The sequence below is a fragment of the Pseudarthrobacter sp. IC2-21 genome, assembly GCF_034048115.1.
Classification (GTDB): domain Bacteria; phylum Actinomycetota; class Actinomycetes; order Actinomycetales; family Micrococcaceae; genus Arthrobacter; species Arthrobacter naphthalenicus.
The window spans coordinates 2,405,820-2,428,886 of sequence record NZ_CP139145.1 but is presented as its reverse complement, the minus strand read 5'-3'; the positions used below and the strand labels follow the sequence as shown (position 1 = coordinate 2,428,886).

The window sequence follows — 23,067 nt, the reverse complement described above, 5'->3', positions numbered from 1 at the left end:
GGGAAGAGCCCCTGCCGGGATCCCTTGAGCCAGGATTCCAGCGGGGGCTCTCTACGCAGCTCTTATGGTGCGTGCGGGGGCGGTTCCCGTCAGTAGAAGTGGACCGGGTCCACCAGGTGCGGGAGGTCGCCGCCGTCGAGGAATGTGCGAAGGTTGCTGCAGAAACGCTCGGTGATCAGGCGGTTTTCCGCCGCACTGAGCGCGGAAGTATGCGGTGATACCAGCACCTTCGGGTGCTCCCACAGCGGGCTGTCCTGGGGGAGGGGTTCTACGGCAAAGACGTCCAGGCATGCATAGGAGACCTGGCCGTTGTTGAGTGCTTCCAGGAGGGCCTCTTCGTCCACCACGGTGCCGCGGCCAACGTTCACAAACACCGTCCCGGGCTTCATCGCTGCAAACGCATCGCGGTTGAACAGCTTCTCCGTGAACGGCGTACCGGGCAAGGTGTTCACCACGGCATCGGCAGTGGCCAGGAGCCGGGCAAGCCCGTCGTTGCCAGCAACGTGTTCGATCCCCTCGATGGGTTCCACAGTGCGCTTGGTGCCGCTGACCTTCATGCCCAGGGCCCGTGCAATGCGGGCCGTCTCAAGTCCGATCTCACCAAGGCCCGTAACAACCAGCGTTGATCCGCTGACCAGCCTGGTGGGAGTCCTGAGTTCAGGCCACACCTTGGCGGCCTGGTCCTGGACCAGCTCGGCGCTGCGCTTGAAGCCGTTGAGGATTCCCAGCGCGGCGAATTCTGCCAGCGGCAGGGCGTGAACCCCGGCCGAGGTGGTTACCTTGAACTTGCTGAGGGTTTCCGGATCCAGCCCCGAAGCCTTGACCGCGCCGCCGGCGCCGGCCGCCATGGCGTGCACCCACTGCAGCCGCGGGTTCTCGCGTGCAATGCGCGCCAGGCCTGCCGGGCTTTCGTTTGGCAGGCCGTACAGGACCTGCGCCTTGCTGAGCATGTCCCAATACTGCTCTTCCTGAGCGGGCGTCCGCTTGAAATCCGGATCCCCGGAGTGGTCAGCAGGAAAACGCTCCGGGGGAAGGAGGTCAGGCTCGTAGAGCACGGTGACAGAAGGGTCTACTGCGCGGATGCGGTCCACGAGCTCAGCTTCGAGCGGGACGGCAATCGCGACGGTCGTTTGAGTCGTCATAGTGTTCATCATACTGAATAGCGGCTAGGATATTGGACAGATGTCCCTACATTAACCACACAACGATGTGAGTCGAGGCCTATTGATGGATGACAAACGAGCGGGCTTTGTGGGCCTGGGACTGATGGGGCTGCCCATGGCGGAGAATCTGCTTCGCGCCGGGTGGGACGTCACCGCCTGGAACCGTTCCGCCGGACCCCTGCAGCACTTCGTGGCGGCCGGCGGCCGCCAGGCGCCGAGCGTTGCGGCACTGCGTGACTTGCCGGTCATCGCTTTTATGCTGCCGGACCTGTCCTTCATCGAAGAGGCAGCGGAGGATCTCCTGGCACGCTGGGCCGAAATTCCGCCGGCGCCCGGTACGTCATTGGTGGTCATGAGCTCTGTTTCACCTGCAAAAGTCAAGGACTTCGGCAACCGGGTGGCAGGGGCAACTCAGGGCCGGGCCGTGGTGGTGGACGCGCCGGTCAGCGGCGGAACACAGGGGGCAGCCGACGGTACCCTGGCCATCATGGCGGGCGGGTCCCCCGGGGACTTCCAGCGCCTCGGATCCTTCTTTGCCGCGATGGGAACCACGGTCCGGCACATGGGCCCCTTGGGTTCAGGGTCGCTGGCCAAGGCGTGCAACCAACTGATCGTGGGAACCACGACGGCGGCCCTCGCCGAGGCCGCGGAACTCGCTGAACGTTCGGGCATGGACCCGGCGGCACTCTTCGAGGTACTGGCCGGCGGCCTGGCGGGCAGCCGCGTACTGGAAAACGTGGGGCCGCGGCTGGTGCGGAAGGACTACACGCCCACAGGTCCGGCCAAATTCATGCACAAGGATCTGTCCTTCGTGCTCGACTCGGCCAGGGCGGCCGGCTCCGCGGCACCGATGGCGAGTGCCGGCGTCGAACTTTACGCCGAACTCAAGCGTCAGGGCCTGGGCGACCAGGACCTGGCTGTTGTCCGGCAGGCCATTTCACAACTCAGCGACGCAGCGGGCGGCGCCATGAAAGGGATAGTTTCAGCATGAGTTCACTTTTTGATCTGACGGGGCGGGTTGCTTTGGTGACAGGCTCGAGCCGGGGGATTGGTCATGCCTTGGCGAGGGCGCTGGCCGAGGCCGGTGCCACGGTGGTGTTGAACGGCCTTGATACGGAGCGGTTGAAGGCCGCGGAGGTGGCGTTGGCGGCCGATTTCGCGCCGGGGCGGATCCACAGCGTGGCGTTTGACGTCACCAGTGATGCGGAGGCTGCCCGGGGCGTGGCCTGGGTGGAGGAGCAGGTGGGGCCGCTGGGGATCCTGGTGAATAACGCCGGAATCCAGCACCGGGTGCCGATGCTGGAGCTGGATGTCGCGGACTGGGAGCGGGTAATCGCCACGGACCTGACGAGCGCGTTCCTGGTGGGCCGGGAAGCGGCCCGGCATATGATTCCGCGCGGGCGGGGCAAGATCATCAATATTTGTTCGGTGCAGACGGACCTGGCGCGGCCTACGATCGCTCCGTATGTGGCGGCGAAGGGCGGGTTGCGGAACCTGACCCGGGCCATGACGGCTGAGTGGGCCGGGTCCGGGCTGCAGATCAACGGGATCGCGCCCGGCTATATCCATACGGAGATGACCCAGAACCTGGTGGATGATGAGCAGTTCAACGCCTGGATCCTGGGCCGGACCCCGGCGGCGCGGTGGGGGACCGTGCAGGACCTCGCGGGCCCGGCGGTGTGGCTGGCCTCGGCGGGGTCGGACTTTGTGAACGGACAGACGATCTTTATCGACGGCGGAATGACGGTGGTGGTCTGATGAACGGGTCAGCCATGACTGAAGCAACCGGCACGGGATCCGCTGCCCCAGGATCTGCGGCGCCAGGGCCCGCGGTTCCGGTTTCTGCCCCGCCGGTTTCGGTGCCGGCGGTTTCTGCCCCGCCGGTTCTTGCCCTGCCGGAGTCGGGGCCGGCGGTGATCGCGTACGCGGCCGGGGATCTGCGGATCGAGGAGGTTCCGGTGAAGGCACCCGCCCCGCACGAGGCCGTGGTGGAGGTGGCCTACGGCGGAATTTGCGGGTCGGACGTGCATTACTGGCTGCACGGCGCCGCGGGGGAATCGATCCTGAAGGCGCCGCTGGTGCTGGGCCACGAGATTTCCGGGACCGTGGCGGTGGCCGCGGCGGACGGTACCGGCCCCGCCGCCGGGACCGCGGTGGCGGTCCACCCCGCAACGCCTGGCCCGGGAGACGGCACGGTGCGGTACCCGGCGGACCGGCCCAACCTCTCCCCGGGCTGCACCTACCTGGGCTCCGCGGCGCGGTTCCCGCACACCGACGGGGCATTCGCCCGCTTCGTGACCCTGCCCGCCCGGATGCTCCGGACGCTGCCCGCGGGAATGGATCTGCGGACCGCGGCGCTGATCGAACCGGCCAGTGTGGTCTGGCATGCCGTGGCCCGGGCCGGGAACGTGGCCGGCAAGTCCGCGCTGGTGATCGGCTCCGGGCCGATCGGTGCCTTGGCCGTTGCCGTCCTCAAGCGGGCCGGCGCCGCGCGGATCACGGCCGTGGACGTCCACCCCAAACCGCTGGAGACCGCCATAGCCGTGGGAGCGGACCAGGTCCTGCAGGCCGGGGAGGCGGACGCCATCGCGGCGGTGCAGGCCGACGTCGTCATTGAGTCTTCCGGCAGCCACCACGGCCTGGCCTCCGCCATCGCTGGCGCGGCCCGCGGCGGGACGGTGGTCATGGTCGGGCTGCTGCCGAGCGGCCCCCAGCCGGTCCTGATCTCCCTGGCCATCACCCGGGAACTGGACCTGCGTGGCTCCTTCCGGTTCAACAGCGAAATCGACGAGGTCATCGCCGCCCTGGCCGACGGCACCTTGCGCATCGACCCCGTCATCACCCACGAATACCCTCTCACCGAGGGCCTGGAAGCCTTCGCCACCGCCAAGAACTCGGCCGAATCAGGCAAAGTGCTGCTCAGCTTCCACTCCGAATAACTTCCGGCGGCCTCCCGGTATTAGCGGCTTCTCCGTTTTACCGGCGGCCCGGTGTCACCGGCAGGCCGGGGATTCCAGGGGTGGTTCCCTGCGGAATCGGAGTTCAGGGCCGGCGGACCGGTATAAAAACGCGGGGCTGATCGGTCCAGGTTCCCGAAAGCCTGGACGTGGTCCGTCGCATGATCTGCTCGGAGGCACTGCGGGCGGCTGCGGCGTCCCCGGCGGCCACGGCCTCGGCCAGGTCAACATGCCACTGCAGGGCGCCCTCGTGGGGGTGTTCCGGCATGAGGCCGTGAACGGTTCGGCCGGTAAGGGTCTCAGCCACCTGCCCCATCAGGTTGGCGAACATTTCGTTGCCGGACCCGGAAAGCAGCACCGAGTGGAACGCGATGTCCAGTTCCAGGAACCTTTGCGCTTCCCCGTTGTGCCCGGCGTCGCGCATGGCATGGGCTATGTCAACCAGCTCGGAGCGCAGCGCCGCGGGGGCGTTGTTTGCGGCAAGCTCGGCAGCGGCGGGCTCGACGGCGGAACGCAGTTCGATCAGCGACCGCAGCTGGGCGCCCCGTCCCTCACTGGAAAGCCGCCACCGGATCACCTGCGGATCGAAGGGATTCCAGCGGCTGGGCGGCAGGACACGGATACCCACGCGCTTAATGGTTTCCACCAGGCCCAGCGACTGGAGAACGCGCACGGCTTCACGGACCACGGACCGGGAAACCTTCAGCTCTTCCTCCAGCTGCTCGGCCAGCATAACGTGTCCGGTGGGGAGGTCACCCGTGACGATTCGGGTGCCAACATTCTCGATGGCACGGTGATGCAAGCTGGTGGACATGGTGTCAAGCCTAAACGGGGATTGGCCTGCCGCGTTCCACAAAGTGGAAGCAGCTTCCCCTCAGCACAGCGAATATATATGCTTTAATCGGATCCATCGGTTCGTGGGAGCTTGCTTCACGGCTAACACGGAGCCCTCTGCACGTCCATTGAACACAATGAATTGGAGTTTTGATGTCTGCACACATCGGTGTCACCGGCCTTGCGGTGATGGGAGCCAACCTGGCCCGCAACCTGGCACGCAACGGTTTCACGGTTGCCCTGCACAACAGGTCCGTGGAAAAGACTGACGCGCTGCTCGAAAAGCACGGTACGGACGGGAACTTCATCCGCACCGAAACACTGCAGGAGCTGGTCGACTCACTGGAGAAGCCCCGCCGCGTCCTGATCATGGTCAAGGCCGGCAAGCCCGTGGACTCCGTGATCGAGCAGCTTGAACCCCTGCTGGAAGCCGGCGACATCATCATCGACGCCGGAAACTCGCACTACGAGGACACCCGCCGCCGCGAGGCCGCCCTCGCCAAGAAGGACCTGCACTTCGTGGGCGTCGGTGTCTCCGGTGGCGAAGAAGGCGCACTCAACGGACCCTCGATCATGCCCGGCGGTTCGAAGGAGTCCTACAAGGCCCTCGGCCCGCTGCTCGAAAAGATCTCCGCCAAGGTGGACGGCGAGCCCTGCTGCGCCTGGATCGGCACCGACGGCGCCGGCCACTTCGTCAAGATGGTTCACAACGGCATCGAATATGCCGACATGCAGGTTATCGGCGAGGCTTTCGACCTCCTCCGCTCCGGCGCCGGCATCGAGCCCGCCGAGCAGGCCAAGATCTTCACCGAGTGGAACAAGGGCGACCTCTCGTCGTTCCTGATCGAGATCTCCGCCGAAGTCCTGGGTCATGTCGACGCCAAGACCGGCAAGCCGTTCGTTGACGTTGTGATTGACGCCGCAGGCCAGAAGGGCACCGGCCGCTGGACGGTCATCTCCGCCCTCGAGCTCGGCTCCCCGGTCTCCGGAATCGCCGAATCCGTCTTTGCCCGTGCGCTTTCTTCCCAAACCGAGCAGCGCAAGCTTGGCCAGGAACTGCTGGCGGGCGGGGAAGCCGCCGTCGAAATCCCGGAAACCTTCGTTGAGGACGTCCGCCAGGCACTCTACGCGTCCAAGCTCGTGTCCTACGCCCAGGGCCTGGACATGCTGACCTCCTCCGCCAAGGAATACGGCTGGGACCTGAAGCTGGACGAGATCGCCTCCCTGTGGCGGGCCGGCTGCATTATCCGCGCCGAGCTGCTCAAGGACATCACCAAGGCCTACGCCGCTGAGGAGAAGCCAGCCAACCTGCTGTTCGCCCCGGCGTTCACCAAGGCCATCGCGGACGCACTGCCGGCCTGGCGCCGCGTGGTGGCCACGGCTGTCCAGCTGGGCATCCCGGTACCGGTGTTCTCCTCCTCGCTCGCCTACTACGACGGCCTTCGCCGCAAGCGTGTGGCTGCCGCCCTGATTCAGGGCCAGCGCGACCTCTTCGGCGCCCACACGTACGGCCGCGTCGACTCCGCAGGCACGTTCCACACCCTCTGGGGCGAGGACAAGTCTGAAATCGAAGCAGTGGACACGCACTAGAACTGCGCTTACTGAATCACCCTGCGGCCGGCACTCCCGAAGATAGTCTGGGAGTCGCCGGCCGTTGGCGTTTCCCGGCAGCAGGTGCCAGTCGAACAGGTGTCCGGCCAACAGGTGTCCGGCGAGCAGGTGCAGGTGCCAGTCCAATCAAGGAGTCCACGATGCCCAAGCCAGTCGCATTCATCACCGGAGCGTCCACCGGAATCGGGTTCGAGGCGGCCCGGACCCTGAGCGGCCACGGCTTCCTCGTGTACGCGGGAGCCCGCCGCGTGGACAGGATGGAGCCGCTGGCGGCGCTCGGCGTCCAGGTCCTGGCACTTGACGTGACGGACGAGGCCTCGATGAGTACCGCCGTCGGCCGTGTCCTGACGGAGCGCGGACGCATCGATGTGCTGGTCAACAATGCCGGGTACGGGTCCTACGGGGCGCTGGAAGACGTGGACCTGGCCGAGGGCCGGCGCCAGTTCGAGGTGAATGTCTTCGGGCTTGCCAGGATGACGCAGTTGGTCTTGCCGGGCATGCGGCAGGCGGGCCAGGGGCGGATCATCAACATTTCCTCCATCGGCGGAAAGTTCTATGAGCCGCTCGGCGCCTGGTACCACGCCTCGAAGTTCGCGGTGGAGGGCCTGAGCGATTCGCTGAGGCTGGAGCTGAAGCCGCACGGGATCAGCGTGTCCATCATCGAGCCGGCAGGCACACTCTCCGAATGGGGACGGGTGGCTGCTCAGGGACTGCGTGAGGCCAGCGGCGCGGGGCCCTACGCCGCCCAGGCCCAACTGATGTCGGGCGCTTTGGCGTCCACCGGGCGAGCGGAAACCTCGACGGAGCCCGCGGTTATTGCAGCGGCGATCCTGCATGCGGCGACGTCCGCCCGGCCCCGGACGCGGTACCCGGCAGGGAGCGGAGCCCGCGCCATCCTGACGCTGCGGCGGATCCTGCCCGACCGGCTTTTCGATCCCTTGGTATTGCTGGTGCTCAAGCGTGTGGCCGGGGGAAAAACCGGGGGAGCGGTATAACGGTCAGATCCGGTATTCGATGTCGTATTCGGCGGGGTCCACCGCTGGCTTAGTCTCGCGCTGCGCGTCGCGGTGGCGCCACTTGGCGGGCACGCCGGTCACGATCGACTCCGGGGGAGCGTCCTTGACCACCACGGCGTTGGCGCCCACGGCGCTGTCCCGGCCGATGGTGATGGGTCCCAGGATCTTGGCTCCCGCGCCGATGGTCACCCGGTCCTCAATGGTGGGGTGGCGTTTGACCTTGGCCAGAGACCGCCCGCCGAGCGTCACGCCATGGTAGATCATGACGTCCTCGCCGATCTCGGCAGTCTCACCGATGACCACGCCCATGCCGTGGTCGATGAAGAAGCGCCGGCCGATGGTGGCTCCGGGATGGATCTCAATGCCTGTCAGGAAACGGCCAAACTGGCCCACCAGGCGCGCGGGGAAGCGCAGGCCGGGGGTTTGCCACAGATGATGTGTCAGCCGGTGAATCCAGATGGCATGGAGCCCTGAATAGGCGAAAAAGTTCTCAAAAGAACCTCGAGCCGCCGGGTCATGTGACCGGGCGGCGTCGAGGTCTTCCTTCAGTCTTGCGAAAAAGCCCACGAAGTTCTTTCTACAGGAAACGGGGCGACAACGGCCGGATCAGCCGCGGATGTCGTCATAGAGCACGGTGGAGATGTAACGCTCGCCAAAGTCGCACACTACAGCAACGATCAGCTTGCCGGCGTTCTCCGGGCGCTTGGCGAGTTCCAGGGCGCCCCAGACGATGGCGCCTGAGGAGATGCCACCGAGGATGCCTTCCTTGACGCCGAGGTCGCGTGCAACCCGCACTGAATCCTCAAGGGTGGCGTCCAGGACCTCATCGTAGACGCTGGTGTCCAGCAGTTCCGGGATGAAGTTGGCTCCCAGGCCCTGGATCTTGTGGGGTCCGGGTGCGCCGCCGTTCAGGATGGCTGAATCCTTAGGTTCCACGGCTACAATCTGGACCCCTGGCTTGCGCTCCTTCAGGACCTGCCCGACGCCGGTGATGGTTCCGCCGGTGCCGATGCCGGAAATAAAGATGTCCACCTTGCCGTCGGTATCGGACCAGATTTCTTCAGCGGTGGTTTCGCGGTGGATCTGGGGGTTGGCCTCGTTGGCGAACTGCTGGGCCCAGATGGCGTTTTCGGTGTTGGCCACGATTTCCTGGGCCTTCTCTACGGCGCCCCGCATGCCCTCCGAGCCCGGGGTCAGCACAATTTCGGCACCAAAAGCGCGGAGCATCACGCGACGCTCGGTGGACATGGTTTCGGGCATGGTCAGAATGACTTTGTAGCCGCGTGCCGCGCCCACCATGGCGAGGGCAATGCCCGTGTTCCCGGAGGTGCCTTCGACGATAGTGCCGCCGGGCTTGAGGGCGCCTGACTTCTCCGCGGCGTCCACGATGGCTACACCGATGCGGTCCTTGACGCTGTTTGCCGGGTTATAGAACTCAAGCTTGACCGCGACGGTGGCGTCCAGGCCTTCGCTCAGCCGGTTCAGTCGAACCAGCGGGGTGCCGCCGACCAGCTGCGTCACATCGTCATAGATCCGTGCCATGTACATACGCCTATCTGAAGAAGGATGAATACTGAGGTCAGCCTAACGAGGGGCCGCTGACGCTGCTAAGCATTAAGCCATGCAGAGTAATATTTGCGGGCCTTCGCAAGCTTGGGGTTGATGATCACCTGGCAGTAGCCCTGCTCAGGGTACTTGGCGTAGTAGTCCTGATGGATCTCCTCGGCCACGTGGAAACGTGCGAGCCTGCTGACCTCGGTGACAATCGGATGGGACCACAGTGCCTGGTTCCGCTCAATGGCTTCCTCGAAGAGGATCTTCTCCTCAGTAGTCTCGTAGAACATCGAGGAGCGGTATTGGGTACCCACGTCGTAGCCCTGGCGGTTGAGCGTGGTGGGATCATGAAGCGCGAAGAACATGTCAAGGATGACTTCCGCCGGGATGACGGACTCGTCAAAAGTCACCGCCACAGCCTCGGCGTGGCCCGTCGTTCCACTGCAGACCGAATAGTAGTCAGGCTGCGGATCATGACCGCCCGTATACCCCGAAACAACTGAGGTGACGCCCTTGGTTTTCTGGTAAACGGCGTCCAGGCACCAGAAGCAGCCTCCGCCGAGAACAAAAGTTTTCATGACCTCTTCAATGGTTGAGCGCCCCGGATGATTCCCTGACCACCCTACGAGACTGTGGCACGTGCCGGCCAAACGGCGGGATGGGGTAAAACTGAGTCTATGGAATCTGCAGACACCGGCGTGACAGATGCGGACCGGGACGGCACCGGCTCCGGGGACAGCGCCGAGGAAGAGACGCCGCTTGCCCCCACCCTGGGCCAGGTCCTGCTGGCCGTTGAGGAACTCTGGCCTGAGTCCCTGGCCGAAAACTGGGATGAAGTGGGTCTGGTGGCGGGTCACCCCGCCGCATCCGTCAGCAAAGTGATGTTCGCCGTGGATCCCACCCTGGCGGTCATCGACGAGGCCGTGGAGTGGGGCGCCGAGCTGCTAATAACCCACCACCCCCTGCTGCTCAAAGGGGTCACATCTGTTGCCGCCACCACCGCCAAGGGCCAGGCGATCCACCGGCTCATCGAGTCAGGCACGGCACTGCTGACTGTGCATACCAATGGCGATTCCGCCGTCGGGGGTGTTTCCGATGTGCTGGCCGATGCGCTGGGACTGGAGGATGTGGCACCGCTGACTGTCGCCGCGAACGGTCTCCCCGAGGAGGGCATTGGCCGGGTGGGTGATCTTGCCGACGTCATGAGCCTGGGGGATTTCGCTGCGCGTGTCTTCGGCATCCTGCCCTCGGTAGCCGGCGGAGTCCGGGTCTCAGGCGACAAGGACGGCCTGGTGCGGCGCATCGCGGTGTGTGGGGGCGCGGGCGACTCCCTGTTCGATGAGGTGCGGGCCAGCAACGCTGATGTTTATGTCACCGCCGACCTCCGGCACCATCCGGCGTCCGAAGCCCGGGAGTCGGCGGCGAACGGCCGGCCCTATCTCATTGACGTTTCGCACTTTGCCAGCGAGTGGCTCTGGCTTCCGGCGGCCGCATCGGCCCTGGGCAACGTGCTCTCGGACCAGGGCCACGACGTGGAGATCCGCGTCAGCAACACCAACAGTGACCCGTGGGACTTCATTCTGACTCCCGGCGGGCGCTAGAGTCTAGGGAGCGCCGATCGGGTGCCCGGTTACGGCCGGCAGGATTTAAGCGGAGGTAGCAGTTGGCTAAGGCAGCACCGGCAGAACAGTTGAAGTTGCTCGAACTGCAGGGGCTGGACGCAAAGCTCAAGTCCCTGTCCAACCGCCGCCGCACCCTCAACTCTGATCCGCGGATCACCGATCTCGAGGCTGCTCTCTCTGTCGCCAACGGTGAACTTGGCGGGGCCAAGGTGGCTGTCCACGACGCCGAAGCCGAGCTGAAGCGCGCGGAGGCCGACGTCGAGCAGGTCGCCAACCGGATAGAACGGGACGAGGCCCGGCTCAACAGCGGCACAGGTCTGTCGAAGGACCTCGTTGCACTGCAGAAGGACATCGCCTCGCTCAACAAGCGCCGCTCGGACCTCGAGGACGTGGAACTCGAAGTGCTCGAACGCCTCGACTCCCTCCGGGCACGGCAGGCCGCCCAGCAGCAGATCGTTGATGACATCAAGGGCTCCTTTAGCGGCATCCGGGCCGAACTTGATGAAGCCCTGGCTGAAGTGGATGCCGAAGAGAAAGTCGTGCGGGGCCAGCGAGATGAATTCGCCGCCGGACTCGATGCCGGGATGCTGGCAATCTACGAAAAGACGCTCGCCAAGCGCGGTGTGGGCGCTGCCCGGCTCTTCCACGGCACTTCCGAGGCCTCCGGAATGAAGCTGAGCCCCGGCGACCTCGCCGAAATCAAAGCCGCCGCGGAGGACGACATTGTTTTCTGCCCGGACTCCGGCGCCATCCTGGTGCGCTCGGCGGAGTGGAACACGGCCGCCCCAGCCAGCTAGTCCCAAGTAAGTAGCGCTATCTGTCGTTTTGATCGCTCAGAACGACAGATAGCGCTACCCAGTTGGGGAGGATGATGTTCAACGCATGCGGCGTGCGGGCTGCACCGTCCACCAGCTCCGCTTCCCATTTCTCGCGGGCTGCCTTGAGCAGCTGAGCTGGTGTCTGCGGGGCCTTGCCGCGGCGGGACAGCAAATGCCGTGCCAATTCCCCGCGCGTATGCTTCGCGAAGTGGCTCACCACCTTGCGTACACCGTTCACCTCGGTGAAAACGTTCACGGCTACGGTTTGCGCCGGCGGGGGCGCCCACGCCGCGGCGTAAGTGCTGGAGCGGCAGTCCACCAGCAGGTGCCCGGCGGCCGCATCCGCGAGGGCCTCCGAAAGCTGCGGCTTCCAGAAAGAGGCGAGGCGGCCGACGTCGGGCAGTGCGGTTCCCATCGACAGCCGGTACGCGGGCACCCGGTCAGCGAAGCGGATGGCGCCCCACAACGCGGAAACCACCAGCACGGATTCATCCGCCTTGCGGCGCTGTGTCGGTGTCAGCGTCTTGTAACCGAGGGCGTCGTACAGAACGCCCGAATAGATTTGGTGGGCAGGCGCCGCCGGTTCGGCATGGAGCCGGGTGTTGCGTTCGACGTCGTCCCTGAGCGAGGCCCCGACGCCCAGCAAAGCGAGGGCGTCCTGGTGCGCGCTGACCGTCCCCAGTGCTTCGAGGACTTTCGCCCGGTACGGGTTGAGCGCCGGAAAGCTCAGGTCGGGCCAGTCGACGGCGGATCCGCGGACTGCGGGGGTCTTGCCTTCGGAGGGGGGAAGCAGAATCAGCACCGTACGATCCTACCGGCGACGGCGATACCGCCCGGTCGCGCCGGTCCCGGCCCGTGGGTCTCTACGCAGCCTTGATGGGGGTGGCGGACGCAGCGCCGGGATTGTGGGCTTGGGCCGCCTGCGTTTCGCGGGCAAGGAATGCCGAGAGTTCGCCAATGGTACTCATCAGCGGGGCCGGGAAGACGACCGTGGAGTTCTTGTCCACCGCAATTTCCACCAGCGACTGCAGGTTCCGCAGCTGCAGGGCCAACGGGTGGGCCATCATGGTGTCGGAAGCGTCCCCCAGCGCGGCAGCCGCGATGGATTCGCCTTCAGCTGCGATGATCTTCGCCCGCTTCTCGCGCTCGGCCTCGGCCTGCCGCGCCATCGCCCGTTTCATCCCCTCAGGAAGCTGGATATCCTTCAGCTCAACCAGGGTCACCTCCACACCCCAGGCGAGAGTAAGCGCGTCCAGGATCTCGCGGATGTCGCTGTTGATTCGCTCGGTTTCGGACAGCGTCTGGTCCAGGCTGTGCCTGCCGACCACCTTCCGCAGGGTGGTCTGGGCGATTTGGTTGATCGCCGCCGCGACGTTCTCGATGGCCACGACCGACTTCACGGCATCCACGACGCGGTAGTAGGCCACCGCCGAGATGTCCACACTGACGTTGTCCTGGGTGATGATTCCCTGTGACTGGATCGGCATGGTCACGATCCGCAGGCTGACCAGGTGAAGCCTGTCAACTACTGGAATGATGAAGCGCAGGCCCGGCATGCGGACCCCGGCCACGCGGCCCAGCCGGAACAACACGCCCTGCTCGTACTGGCGCACAATCCTCACCGACATCCTGGCGAGGATGATCAGGACAAGGAGGACAAGGACAAGCACAACAACGGCGGTGAGGTCCATACGATCACTTCCCGGCTTGGATGGTCCCCGGGCCGTGACCAGCGGCCGGTTCCTCCCTCCATTGTCCCACTTGGGCCCTGGAAAGGAACCAGCGACGGCGGTGCCCCCCTTCCCCGGTAGACTGGGGTGCGGATGGGTTGACCAGGCGGCCGCGCGTCACGCAAGTGGCTCGAGGAACGTCCGGGCTCCGCAGGGCAGGGTGGTGGGTAACGCCCACTCGGGGTAACCCGCAGGCCAGTGCCACAGAGAACAGACCGCCTGCGTCTTCCGGCAACGGAAGGCAGCAGGTAAGGGTGAAACGGTGGTGTAAGAGACCACCAGCTTCCCGGGTGACCGGGAAGGCTAGGTAAACCCCACCCGGAGCAAGGCCAGACAGGACACGATTGAGGGCTGCCCGCCCGAGTGTCCGGGTAGGCCGCTGGAGGGCGTCGGCAACGGCGTCCGTAGATGGATGGCCGCTACTCCCGCGCTGGTAACGGCACGGGAGCACAGAACCCGGCGTATCGGTCAACCCATCCGCTCAAACTGCCCTGGCTGGCATGTGAGTGACTTCACGTCGGCCGCGGCTGTCGCGGGCAGGGACCCCGCTTAGAATAGAGAGCGAACGTAGAAGTTCCGCCACCGGGTCTGCGTTCGCAGCCGGTGGTTTTCTTTACGCGTCTCCACGGCACCCGGGATGTACAGAATCCCGCCGGTGCCAGAGCCCCTGGTCAACGTCAGGTGGCCTACAACCGCATACGAGGACGTATGCGGCTGAACCGAGGAAGGTAGTTCTGTGAGCCAGACGTCAGATTCTTGTCTTGATACGTGGATGGGCCGGGAGGCTCTCGCCGAGGCCATGATTCCGGTGATTGGCCGGCTGTACCGCGAAAACAACGTGGTGACCAGCATCCACGGCCGCAGCCTGATCAATAAGTCCACCATGAACATCCTTAAGGCGCACCGGTTTGCCCGCCGCATGAGCAACACCGAGCTGCTCCTCGAGGAGACCGCGCCGCTGCTGAACACCCTGGCGCAGCTGGACCTTGGTGCTGCTGCCATCGACGTGGCCCGACTGGCCGAAAAGTACAAGCTTGAAGGCAACGGCGCGTCCCTGGAGGAGTTCCTCCGCGCTGAACTGGCCGACGTTGTGGGCAAGCGCGGCGCCGACGACCGGACCAGCACCGACGTTGTGCTCTACGGCTTTGGCCGGATCGGCCGCCTGCTGGCCCGCCTCCTGATCGAAAAGGCCGGCGGCGGCCACGGCCTGCGCCTGCGTGCCATCGTGGTGCGCCGCGGATCGGACAAGGACCTTACCAAGCGTGCCAGCCTGCTGCGCCGCGACTCGGTCCACGGCTCCTTCGAGGGCACCATCCGGGTGGACGAGGACGCCAACACCATCACCGCCAACGGTGTGCAGGTCCAGGTCATCTACTCGGACAACCCGGCCACGATCGACTACACCGCCTACGGCATCAAGGATGCCCTGGTGGTGGACAACACCGGCCGCTGGCGCGACGCCGAGGGCCTGTCCCAGCACCTGCAGAGCAAGGGCGTTGCCCGGGTCCTCCTCACCGCTCCCGGCAAGGGCGCGCTGAAGAACATTGTGCACGGCATCAACCACGGCAGCATCGAGGACACCGACCGGATCGTCTCGGCGGCCTCCTGCACCACCAACGCCATCACCCCGGTCCTGAAGGCCATCAACGACAAATTCGGCGTGATCCACGGACACGTCGAGACCGTCCACTCCTTCACCAATGACCAGAACCTGATCGACAACTTCCACAAGGGTGACCGCCGCGGCCGCTCCGCCGCGCTGAACATGGTCATCACCGAGACCGGTGCCGCCACCGCCGTCGCGAAGGCGCTCCCGGAACTCCAGGGCAAGCTCTCCGGCAGTTCCATCCGCGTCCCCACCCCGGACGTCTCCCTGGCCATCCTGAACCTGAGCCTGGAAAACGGCACCACCAAGGATGAGGTGAACGATTACCTGCGCCAGATGTCCCTGCATTCGGACCTGCGCAAGCAGATCGACTACATCGATTCGCCCGAGGTTGTGTCGACGGACTTCGTCGGTTCCCGCCGTGCCGGCATCGTGGATGGCCTTGCCACCATCTCCAACGACAAGAACGTCATCCTGTACGTGTGGTACGACAACGAGTTCGGCTACAGCTGCCAGGTTGTCCGCGTCATGGAGGAAATGGCCGGCGTCAACCCGCCGTCCTTCCCCGCGAAGGAACCTGCCGCTGCCCTGGCCGCAATCGCCGTCTGACTAACGGCTGGGCAGGCCTGCAGCTTCGTTCCCAGCCAATTCCCGGCTGATTCGCTGGAATCAGCCGGGAATCGGGACCACACTGGTGCCATGGATAACGAGACGCTTCACGAGACCACCCTTGAACACGCCCTTGATGTCGCCAAAGCCAACCATAAGGAAGCTGCCAGGCTTCTTGAGCAGGCACGTGCCGCCCACGCTGCCGGCGACGTCGGCGAAGACCGCGTTCAGCAGCTGGAAAGCCTCCTGCATTTGGCCGAAGAGGACCTTCGCCGCGTAATCCGGGAGCAGTAGTTCCGGCCACCCTTCCTCCCCACTGTGGATAACCGCCGCCGTGTCTGTGGGGTGGCCTAGGCTCTTCTGGTGCATGACATAACCGGAAGAGTTCCCGAGCCATGACTGCCAGTTGGAGCGCCTATCGCCGGGCGCGCCGGCGCTCGAGGCAGGCGTGGGCCTTGCTGGTCCTTCTTGGGCTGTCGGCGATGGCAGCCGGAGTGTGGTTTTTCACGGCCGGCCAGTTCGCCGCTGTTGAGCCTGCTGTTAGCGGGCCGAGCGAAGCGCCGGTGTTTGACGCGGCCTGGATGAAGCCGGTGGTGCCTGTCTATCCGGTCCCGCAGGGGAGCGCCAAGGCTGCCCTGCAGGGGTTGGCTGTCAAGGGGCGTGCCTCAAAGGACACCTATCGGCGCGAAGCGTTCGGGCAAGCGTGGCAGGACGTCGACCGGAACGGCTGCGACACCCGCAACGACATTCTCCGGCGGGACCTCGCAGGGGTGGGCTTCACGGAAGGGTCCAAGTGCAGGGTGGCGTCGGGGTCCATCGTGGAGCCCTACACGGGTAGGGCCGTGGAGTTCCGTCGCGGGCCGGAGAGCAGCAAGGAACTCCAGATCGACCATGTTGTGGCGCTCGGTGACGCGTGGCAGAAGGGCGCGCAGGGGCTGACCCTGCAGCAGCGTCAGAGCCTTGCGAACGATCCGCTGAACCTTATGGCTGCCGACGGGCCGGCGAATCAGGAAAAGGGCGCCGGTGACGCCGCTACCTGGCTGCCGAAGAACAAGAACATCCGCTGCCACTATGTGGCCCGCCAGATTTCAGTGAAGGCGTCTTACGGCCTGTGGATCACCCAGCCGGAGAAGGAAGCGATGCGGCGGGTTCTGGACTCCTGCCCGGACCAGCCCACCGTCGCCGCAAAGTAAGCGCCACCCCAACTTCCTCCGCTGCCTCAGTGTCCGAACGGGTCGGGGTCCACACCCGGCATCCAGGTCAAGCCCGGAACGCCCCACCCGCTCTTCTTGGCCAGCTTTTTGGCTTTGCGTGAATAACGGTCCAGCAGCCGGTCCACGTACAGTTTGCCGTCCAAATGGTCGTATTCATGTTGGATCACCCGTGCGAACCAGCCCGTCGCTTCAAAGTCGACCGGCTGCCCGTTGCCGTCGAAGCCCTGGACCCGGGCCCACTCCGCGCGTTTGAGCGGGAACTGGCCGCCCGGGAAGGACAGGCAGCCTTCTTCCTCTTCATCGGGGTCAGGGAGTGCGCCGGAAACTTTGGACAGCGTTAGGACCGGGTTCACCAGCACGCCGGCCGGAGGAGCGCCGTCCTCGTTCGGGTACTTGTACACGAAAATTCGCTTGCCTACGCCTACCTGGGGGGCCGCCAGGCCCACACCGTTGGCAGCATCATTGGTTTCGAACATATCGGCAATCAGGGTGCGCAGTTCATCGTCGAAGACCTCCACCTCGGCGGCACGGCGGTGAAGTACCGGTTCTCCCCAGATGGTGATCGGCAGAACTGTCATGGCGGTGACCCTTCGTGCGTGCGGCATGGTGCCGGCCTTTGTGCAAAAAAGAAGGCCGTACCGGATATTTCCGGTACGGCCTCCAAACTGACGGCTTCTTCTGCCGTCCTATGAGGGTGAGCTACGGGGGTTGAACCCGCGACCTCCTGGACCACAACCAGGCGCTCTGCCAACTGAGCTAAGCCCACCATGTGCCTGCAGTGTTCCGGTGACCCGGTCCTCTGGAAAGGCAACTCAAATAGCTTACCTGCTGTTCGGCGATGGTTGTGCCACTTTTGCCCTTTTCGCGGAAAATTCCCGGAAACGTGGCGCAGATTACTCTGCCGGGGCCTGCCCGCCGGTGATCCGCTGGGCAATGCCGCGTGCCGTGGCGCTGTCCGGTCCGGGGGCCGCCACAAAAACGGCCTCGCGGTAGTAGCGCAGCTCGTCAATGGAGTCTTTGATGTCGCCGAGGGCCCGGTGCCCGCCCTTCTTGGCGGGGGACTGGAAGTAGGCCCGGGCAAACCAGCGCCGGGAAAGTTCCTTGATGGTGCTGACATCGATGACCCGGTAGTGCAGGTGCTCTACCACGGCCGGCATGTCCCGCGAGAGGAAGACGCGGTCTGTTCCCACGGAGTTGCCGCCCAGCGGAGCCTTGCGGGGGTCCGGAACCCACTTTTCGATGTATTCCATGACAGCGGCCTCCGCTTCGGCCATGGTCTTGCCGTGCGGCAATTCCTCAAGCAGCCCGGAGCGGGTGTGCATGTCCCGGACGAAGTCGTTCATCTGGGCGAGGGCGGCGTCCTCCGGTTTGATGACAACGTCCACTCCGTCGCCCAGGATGTTCAGCTCCGAGTCCGTCACCAGTGCCGCCACCTCGATCAGGGCGTCGTTCTTGATGTCCAGGCCAGTCATTTCGCAGTCGATCCAGACGATGCGTTCGTTAGTTATAGGCACCGGACCAGCCTACCGTTTAGCTCCGCTGCAACCGTCCGATGCTAGGATTTCGGATACAGAGGGGCTGGGATTGCGGCCGCTGTGCTGTGCCTGCGTGGCCCGGGCGGCTACCGCGGCCCGCTGGGTCGAAGCGCTGAAAGCAAAGAGATTGGATCCTGAGATGACGGCGCCTGTGCCTGCAACGGGGGAGATGGCCGCCGCAGTGATCCCCGGGCCCGGTGCGGCCGAAGTGGATAACCCGCGGTCCCCGATCCTGGCCGGTTTTGTCGGCTCGGTCTTTATGGCCATCGGCTCTGTAGGCGTCGGTTGGCTGGCGCCGGTCTCCGAACTCCGCCGCGTGCCGATCTTCATCTGGATGCGCACTGAGGCAATCGGTGTTGCCTTGGCCATCGTGCTCGTGGCCGTTGGCGGCATGCTCCTCGTCCGTTCCTGGCTGCGGCTCGGCCAGCGCGTCCGGGTCTGGGGGCCCGAAGCGCGCAAGGCCACCCTGCAGGCAGTCGCAGCGTGGGGCCTGCCGATGGTGGTCAGTGTCCCGCTGTTCAGCCGTGACGTGTACGCCTACATCGGCCAGGGCCGTCTTATGGTGGAGGGTTTCAACCCGTACGAGAACGGCATCTCGGCGCTGTCCAACTACTTCCAGCTCGGCGCCGACCGGTTGTGGACCGAGGCCCCCGTGCCTTACGGCCAGCTGTTCCTGTGGATAGAACAGTTTGTGGTCTGGTCCACGAATGTCCATCCCGAGGGCAGCGTGATGCTCTTCAGGCTGGTGGCACTGGTCGGCGTGGTGCTTTGCATCATCTATGTGCCGAAGCTGGCTGAGCTGCACGGCGTCAACCCGCACCGGGCCCTCTGGCTGACCGCGGCCAACCCCTTGTTCCTGACCAACTTCATCGCCAGCGTCCACAACGATGCCCTCATGATCGGACTCGCGCTGGCCGGGCTGTATTACGCGGCCACCAGGCGGGTGGTGCTTGGAATAGTTCTGGTGACGCTGTCCATCGCCGTCAAACCCATCACGGTGGTGTTCCTGCCGTTTATTGGTCTGATGTGGGCGGGTAAGAACGCCGGCTGGCCCCGCAAGTTCCTCTTCTGGGCCCTGACAGGCGGCCTGAGCCTCGCCTTGCTGTACGCCCTGAGCCTGGTCAACGGCTTCGGCTTCGGCTGGATCAACGGACTCTCGGCTCCAGGCAGCATCTTCATCTGGTACGCCCCGGTGGGGCTCGTGGGCCTCGTGGTCTCCTCCATTTCCAACGCTTTCGGGCTGGACGGCGGGACGTTGGCAGGCTGGGTGTTCGACGCCGGCAAGCTGCTTGCCGTGGGCATCGTCGCCTTCCAGATTTTCCGGGGGGAGCATGAGCGCCTGATCCGGCGCCTCACCCTGGCCTTCGCCGCAGTTGTGGTGCTGGCGCCCATGATCCAGTCCTGGTATGTGGTGTGGCTGATACCGCTCTTTGCCGTGACAGGTATCCGGAACGACTGGCAGGTCAAGGCACTCTATTTCATTGTGTCGTTCTTCATGATCTACGCGATCTCCGACCAACTGGAAGTGTTCCCCTATCTGCAGACCGAGGACCTGGGATTGCCACTGATCCTTGCCCGGTTTGCCGCTGCGATCACCGGGCTCCTCTTTGGCCTGTACCTGATCTTCATGGATCCGCGTACCAAGCGGCTGTTCCGGAAGACGGGCGAGCCTGTTACGGAACGCCCGGTCATTTAGGGTTCGACGTGCCGTAGGGCTTCCTTTCGCGACAAAGGACTCAGTTGCCTGGCGTGTTGTGCCACAAAATCTTTGACCCAGCCGGGGTTGGTCTTGGCGAACTCACGCAGTGCCCAGCCGATGGCCTTCCGAATGAAGAACTCCGGGTCATCCAGGCTGGCCTCGATCACGGCGCCCAGGAGATCGGTATCGGTGGCGGCCTTGGCCTTCAGCTGGGAGGTAATGGCAGCGCGCCGGATCCATAAGTCCGCATCCCTGCTCCACTCCAGCAGCACGGGGGTCATCAGCGACCGGTGTGCCAGCAGGAGGCCGCAGATCCTTGGGCCCACCCCGTCCACGAAGTCCCACCAGGCGCCCGTTCGAACTATTTCCTCATAAACCGGGAGCATCCCGGCGTCCCTCGCTACCAGCCGGAGTGCCGTGAGTTCGATCGCGGCGTACCGTTCTTCCCGCCAGCGCGCTTCCCGCCACAGCACCAGGACGGTTGCCCGCAACTCGTCCGGCGTCTGAACCGGAGCGGCAGCTGCCGCGGCCAGGACGCAACGGCGAACCTCCGGAACCCTGACGCCCAGGGAAAGGATGGATGACTTCATGTAGGCCTGCATCCCGGCCGCACGCACAGGATCGGCACGGTCCGCAAGCGCTGTCCGGATCGCGGCCACGAGTTCGCGGTTCTCCATCCAGCAACTTTAGCCACCCCGCATGATCCCGCCCGGCGTCCGGATCCCGCCCCGCGCCGCATGCCGGTTCGACCGTTCCTGACCGCCATCCCGGGCGAGGGTCGCCGCCTCCCGGTGTACCGCCGTCGAGCCTCTTGCAGTGGCGGGTGATCCTCCCTAGTTTTATGGAAGATGGTTTGGCTTTGCGGGTATCGCTGCGGGAGAGGCTACGAATGGCCGGGTGGGGTGTCGGGAACAGCGCCGGGTCGGCGGGTCCGGGGGCACTCACCCTGGTCCAGGGAACATCGTTCTGCATCTCAGCCCCCAACGGGGACATGGCCGCGTGTCTTCCGCACGGACTGTTCTTCCAGGACACGCGATTCATCAGTGAATGGATGCTGAAGGTTCAGGGCCTGCCCCTTGAGTCCCTCTCCGCCACCACCCCGGAGCCGTTTCATGGGGTCTTCGTTGGAAGACCGCGCAGGGACGATCACGCCGATACCTCCTTGCTCATTGACCGGGAACGCAAGCTTGGGGAGGGTCTCCTTGAAACGGTCACGGTGCACAACTACTCCCAGGGGCCGATGCAATGCCGGGTAGAGCTGTTCCCCGACGCGGACTTTGCCAGCTTGTTCGAGGTGAAGGAAGGCAGGCAGGCCCCGCGCGAGCACTGTTCCCGCCGCTTGACGCCGGAAGGCCTTGAGCTGGAGTCAGAGCGGGACGGCCACACCGAACGCATCACGGTCGCTTTCGCCGGATCACGGCTGGAGGGGGATTCGCTGGTGCTGGAGACAACCATCGCCGCCCACGGGCAATGGTCAGGGACCATCTCGGCAAAACCCGTGCTGGCCGGCACGGGCGGTCACGCGAGCGCCGCAGCAGGGGGCGTGCCGGTGGCGGATGCCTTGCGCCGTGTCATGGAGTGGCGCGCATCCATGCCCACGGCAAATTTGCGGGATGAGGCCGTGGAAAGGGTCATCCGGCGCAGCCAGGAGGACCTCGGGTCGCTCCGAATCTTCAACCCCGATCAGCCGGACCGCGCCGTGGTTGCAGCCGGCGCACCGTGGTTCATGGCGCTCTTTGGCCGGGACAGCCTGCTCACGTCATTCATGTCCCTGCTCCTGGACCCGTCACTGGCCAAAGGCACCCTCCTGACGTTGGCGGAGCACCAGGGAACCAAAGTGGACGCCGCTTCGGAGGAGGAGCCGGGCCGCATCCTTCACGAAGTCCGCCTCGGAGCCACCGCCGGGCTCGCGCTGGGGGGCAGCGGAGTTTATTACGGCACCATCGATGCGACCCCGCTTTTTGTGATCGTCCTGGCCGAGCTGGCCAGATGGGGCCTTGATGATGCAGCGATGCGCCAACTGCTTCCTGCCGCGGACCGGGCTATTCGCTGGATGGAGGATTACGGGGACCGGGACGGCGATGGCTTTATTGAATATCAGCGGAAAACGGAAAGGGGCTTGCGCAACCAGGGATGGAAGGACTCCGGAGACGGGATCAATTTCGCTGACGGGACCCTCGCCGAACCACCCATCGCCCTGTGCGAGGTCCAGGGATACGCGTATGCCGCATATATCGGCCGGGCGCTGCTGGCCACGGCTGCCGGTGACGCGCGGACAGCAGAAAGCTGCGTGGCAAAGGCGACCAGCCTGAAGCAGGCGTTCAATGAACAGTTCTGGCTTTCGGACCGCGGGTATTTCGCTATTGCCTTGGATAAGGACAAAAAACCTGTTGACGCGCTCGCGTCCAACATGGCCCATTGCCTGTGGACAGGCATCGTGGACAACGACAAGGCCGCGCAGGTGGCCGAACATCTGGTGTCTCCCGAAATGTTTACCGGCTGGGGGATCAGAACCCTGGCATCAACCATGGGGGCCTATAACCCGGCCAGTTACCATAACGGGTCCGTGTGGCCCCATGACAACGCCATCGCGGCGGCGGGCCTGATGCGGCATGGCTTCGTTGATGAGGCCCGGAAAGTGGCCTACGCATTGCTTGAGGCTGCGGATCGCTTCAATGGCCGGCTGCCGGAACTCTTTTGTGGTCTCGACCGCGCCAGATACCCCGAGCCAGTCCCATACCCGGCCTCGTGTTCCCCGCAGGCATGGGCGTCGGCAGCACCGGTTCAGCTCATCAGGACGCTGCTGCGTTTTGACCCGGGATTGCCTTGGGACGAGGTGTGGCTGGCACCCACACTGCCGCCGCGGAATACCCACTTCCACTTCGACAACGTGCCCTTCTCAGGGGACGGACGCCTGTCCATCCACATCGACGATGAGTCAGTGGACGTCAGTGGACTGCCTCAAAGTATCAAGCTCCGCCGCGAACCGCGGCCTCCGCTCAGCGAACTGTTCAATCTGGGCGGCCACTAAGGTGGTCCCTGAGGAATCATGGTGGGAGACCCCGGCCTGGCTAGACTTAAATTGCGCGGCAAAGACGC

General features: G+C 64.9%; 22 protein-coding genes, 1 tRNA gene and 1 other RNA gene. 13 read left to right on the top strand and 11 right to left on the bottom strand.

Features of this window, described 5'->3' with window-relative positions; translation table 11 throughout:
* Positions 1-89: 89 nt before the first annotated feature.
* Positions 90-1,154, bottom strand: a complete 1,065-nt coding sequence (locus SBP01_RS11210; protein WP_320535830.1) for a D-2-hydroxyacid dehydrogenase — start codon at positions 1,152-1,154, stop codon at positions 90-92.
* A gap of 73 nt (positions 1,155-1,227) precedes the next feature.
* Between SBP01_RS11210 and SBP01_RS11205 the strand changes: the two genes are divergently transcribed.
* The 3 genes from SBP01_RS11205 to SBP01_RS11195 are packed head-to-tail and all read left to right on the top strand — an operon-like array spanning position 1,228 to position 4,102.
* Positions 1,228-2,154: an NAD(P)-dependent oxidoreductase gene (locus SBP01_RS11205; RefSeq protein WP_275216416.1), complete on the top strand. Its 927-nt coding sequence runs from the start codon at positions 1,228-1,230 to the stop codon at positions 2,152-2,154.
* Positions 2,151-2,921, top strand: coding sequence for an SDR family oxidoreductase (locus SBP01_RS11200; protein ID WP_320535829.1), 771 nt, complete (start codon positions 2,151-2,153; stop codon positions 2,919-2,921). The genes SBP01_RS11205 and SBP01_RS11200 overlap by 4 nt, the downstream gene beginning before the upstream one ends.
* A gap of 14 nt (positions 2,922-2,935) precedes the next feature.
* Positions 2,936-4,102 carry an L-idonate 5-dehydrogenase gene (locus SBP01_RS11195; protein ID WP_320535828.1) on the top strand — a complete coding sequence of 389 codons (1,167 nt, stop codon included), beginning with the start codon at positions 2,936-2,938 and terminating at the stop codon, positions 4,100-4,102.
* Between the two features lie 103 nt (positions 4,103-4,205).
* Here the strand turns inward: SBP01_RS11195 and SBP01_RS11190 are convergent, their stop codons facing one another.
* Complete coding sequence (locus tag SBP01_RS11190) at positions 4,206-4,934, bottom strand: FadR/GntR family transcriptional regulator (protein WP_320535826.1); 729 nt, start codon at positions 4,932-4,934, stop codon at positions 4,206-4,208.
* 173 nt (positions 4,935-5,107) lie between these two features.
* Here SBP01_RS11190 and gndA point away from each other — a divergent pair, with 173 nt between their 5' ends.
* On the top strand, positions 5,108-6,544 hold the full coding sequence (gndA, locus tag SBP01_RS11185; protein ID WP_275216408.1) for an NADP-dependent phosphogluconate dehydrogenase: 1,437 nt from the start codon (positions 5,108-5,110) through the stop codon (positions 6,542-6,544).
* Between the two features lie 161 nt (positions 6,545-6,705).
* Positions 6,706-7,560, top strand: a complete 855-nt coding sequence (locus tag SBP01_RS11180; protein ID WP_275216407.1) for an oxidoreductase — start codon at positions 6,706-6,708, stop codon at positions 7,558-7,560.
* Positions 7,561-7,563: 3 nt separating this feature from the next.
* Here SBP01_RS11180 and epsC read toward each other — a convergent pair whose 3' ends face one another.
* The 3 genes from epsC to msrA form a co-directional block, all read right to left on the bottom strand.
* Complete coding sequence (gene epsC, locus SBP01_RS11175) at positions 7,564-8,148, bottom strand: serine O-acetyltransferase EpsC (protein WP_320535824.1); 585 nt, start codon at positions 8,146-8,148, stop codon at positions 7,564-7,566.
* A 39-nt stretch (positions 8,149-8,187) separates the two neighbouring features.
* Positions 8,188-9,123, bottom strand: a complete 936-nt coding sequence (cysK, locus tag SBP01_RS11170; RefSeq protein WP_275216405.1) for a cysteine synthase A — start codon at positions 9,121-9,123, stop codon at positions 8,188-8,190.
* A gap of 65 nt (positions 9,124-9,188) precedes the next feature.
* Positions 9,189-9,713, bottom strand: coding sequence for a peptide-methionine (S)-S-oxide reductase MsrA (msrA, locus tag SBP01_RS11165; RefSeq protein ID WP_275216403.1), 525 nt, complete (start codon positions 9,711-9,713; stop codon positions 9,189-9,191).
* Between the two features lie 99 nt (positions 9,714-9,812).
* On the opposite strand from msrA, the gene SBP01_RS11160 reads away from it, so the two are divergent.
* Together SBP01_RS11160 and SBP01_RS11155 are read left to right on the top strand one after the other, a co-directional pair.
* Complete coding sequence (locus tag SBP01_RS11160) at positions 9,813-10,736, top strand: Nif3-like dinuclear metal center hexameric protein (protein ID WP_320535823.1); 924 nt, start codon at positions 9,813-9,815, stop codon at positions 10,734-10,736.
* Between the two features lie 62 nt (positions 10,737-10,798).
* The gene (locus SBP01_RS11155) at positions 10,799-11,554 is read left to right on the top strand and encodes a zinc ribbon domain-containing protein (RefSeq protein WP_275216401.1); all 756 of its coding nucleotides are present in this window, start codon (positions 10,799-10,801) and stop codon (positions 11,552-11,554) included.
* A 16-nt stretch (positions 11,555-11,570) separates the two neighbouring features.
* On the opposite strand, the gene SBP01_RS11150 is transcribed toward SBP01_RS11155, so the two are convergent.
* Complete coding sequence (locus tag SBP01_RS11150) at positions 11,571-12,377, bottom strand: peroxide stress protein YaaA (RefSeq protein ID WP_320535821.1); 807 nt, start codon at positions 12,375-12,377, stop codon at positions 11,571-11,573.
* A 61-nt stretch (positions 12,378-12,438) separates the two neighbouring features.
* Positions 12,439-13,266 (bottom strand): slipin family protein, encoded by an 828-nt coding sequence (locus SBP01_RS11145; protein ID WP_320535820.1) that lies wholly within the window; start codon positions 13,264-13,266, stop codon positions 12,439-12,441.
* Between the two features lie 133 nt (positions 13,267-13,399).
* Here SBP01_RS11145 and rnpB point away from each other — a divergent pair.
* From rnpB to SBP01_RS11125, 4 genes are all read left to right on the top strand, one after another.
* An RNA gene (rnpB, locus tag SBP01_RS11140) (RNase P RNA component class A) lies at positions 13,400-13,785 on the top strand.
* Positions 13,786-14,077: 292 nt separating this feature from the next.
* Positions 14,078-15,520: a glyceraldehyde-3-phosphate dehydrogenase gene (locus tag SBP01_RS11135; RefSeq protein ID WP_320535819.1), complete on the top strand. Its 1,443-nt coding sequence runs from the start codon at positions 14,078-14,080 to the stop codon at positions 15,518-15,520.
* Between the two features lie 90 nt (positions 15,521-15,610).
* Entirely contained in the window at positions 15,611-15,814 is a 204-nt protein-coding gene (locus tag SBP01_RS11130; RefSeq protein WP_275216068.1) for a hypothetical protein, read from the top strand.
* Between the two features lie 101 nt (positions 15,815-15,915).
* The gene (locus tag SBP01_RS11125; RefSeq protein WP_320535818.1) at positions 15,916-16,713 is read left to right on the top strand and encodes an HNH endonuclease family protein; all 798 of its coding nucleotides are present in this window, start codon (positions 15,916-15,918) and stop codon (positions 16,711-16,713) included.
* Between the two features lie 26 nt (positions 16,714-16,739).
* On the opposite strand, the gene def is transcribed toward SBP01_RS11125, so the two are convergent.
* The 3 genes from def to orn all read right to left on the bottom strand — a co-directional run bounded on the left by def (position 16,740) and on the right by orn (position 18,206).
* Positions 16,740-17,312 (bottom strand): peptide deformylase, encoded by a 573-nt coding sequence (def, locus tag SBP01_RS11120; RefSeq protein WP_320535817.1) that lies wholly within the window; start codon positions 17,310-17,312, stop codon positions 16,740-16,742.
* A gap of 115 nt (positions 17,313-17,427) precedes the next feature.
* A tRNA-His gene (locus SBP01_RS11115) sits at positions 17,428-17,500 on the bottom strand.
* 127 nt (positions 17,501-17,627) lie between these two features.
* Positions 17,628-18,206 (bottom strand): oligoribonuclease, encoded by a 579-nt coding sequence (orn, locus tag SBP01_RS11110; RefSeq protein ID WP_320538327.1) that lies wholly within the window; start codon positions 18,204-18,206, stop codon positions 17,628-17,630.
* A gap of 202 nt (positions 18,207-18,408) precedes the next feature.
* Here orn and mptB point away from each other — a divergent pair, with 202 nt between their 5' ends.
* Positions 18,409-19,965, top strand: coding sequence for a polyprenol phosphomannose-dependent alpha 1,6 mannosyltransferase MptB (mptB, locus tag SBP01_RS11105; RefSeq protein ID WP_275216073.1), 1,557 nt, complete (start codon positions 18,409-18,411; stop codon positions 19,963-19,965).
* Here the strand turns inward: mptB and SBP01_RS11100 are convergent.
* Positions 19,962-20,645 (bottom strand): DNA alkylation repair protein, encoded by a 684-nt coding sequence (locus SBP01_RS11100; protein WP_275216074.1) that lies wholly within the window; start codon positions 20,643-20,645, stop codon positions 19,962-19,964. The genes mptB and SBP01_RS11100 overlap by 4 nt on opposite strands.
* 212 nt (positions 20,646-20,857) lie before the next feature.
* Here SBP01_RS11100 and SBP01_RS11095 point away from each other — a divergent pair, with 212 nt between their 5' ends.
* Complete coding sequence (locus SBP01_RS11095; RefSeq protein WP_320535815.1) at positions 20,858-22,999, top strand: glycogen debranching N-terminal domain-containing protein; 2,142 nt, start codon at positions 20,858-20,860, stop codon at positions 22,997-22,999.
* The last annotated feature ends 68 nt before the right edge of the window (positions 23,000-23,067 follow it).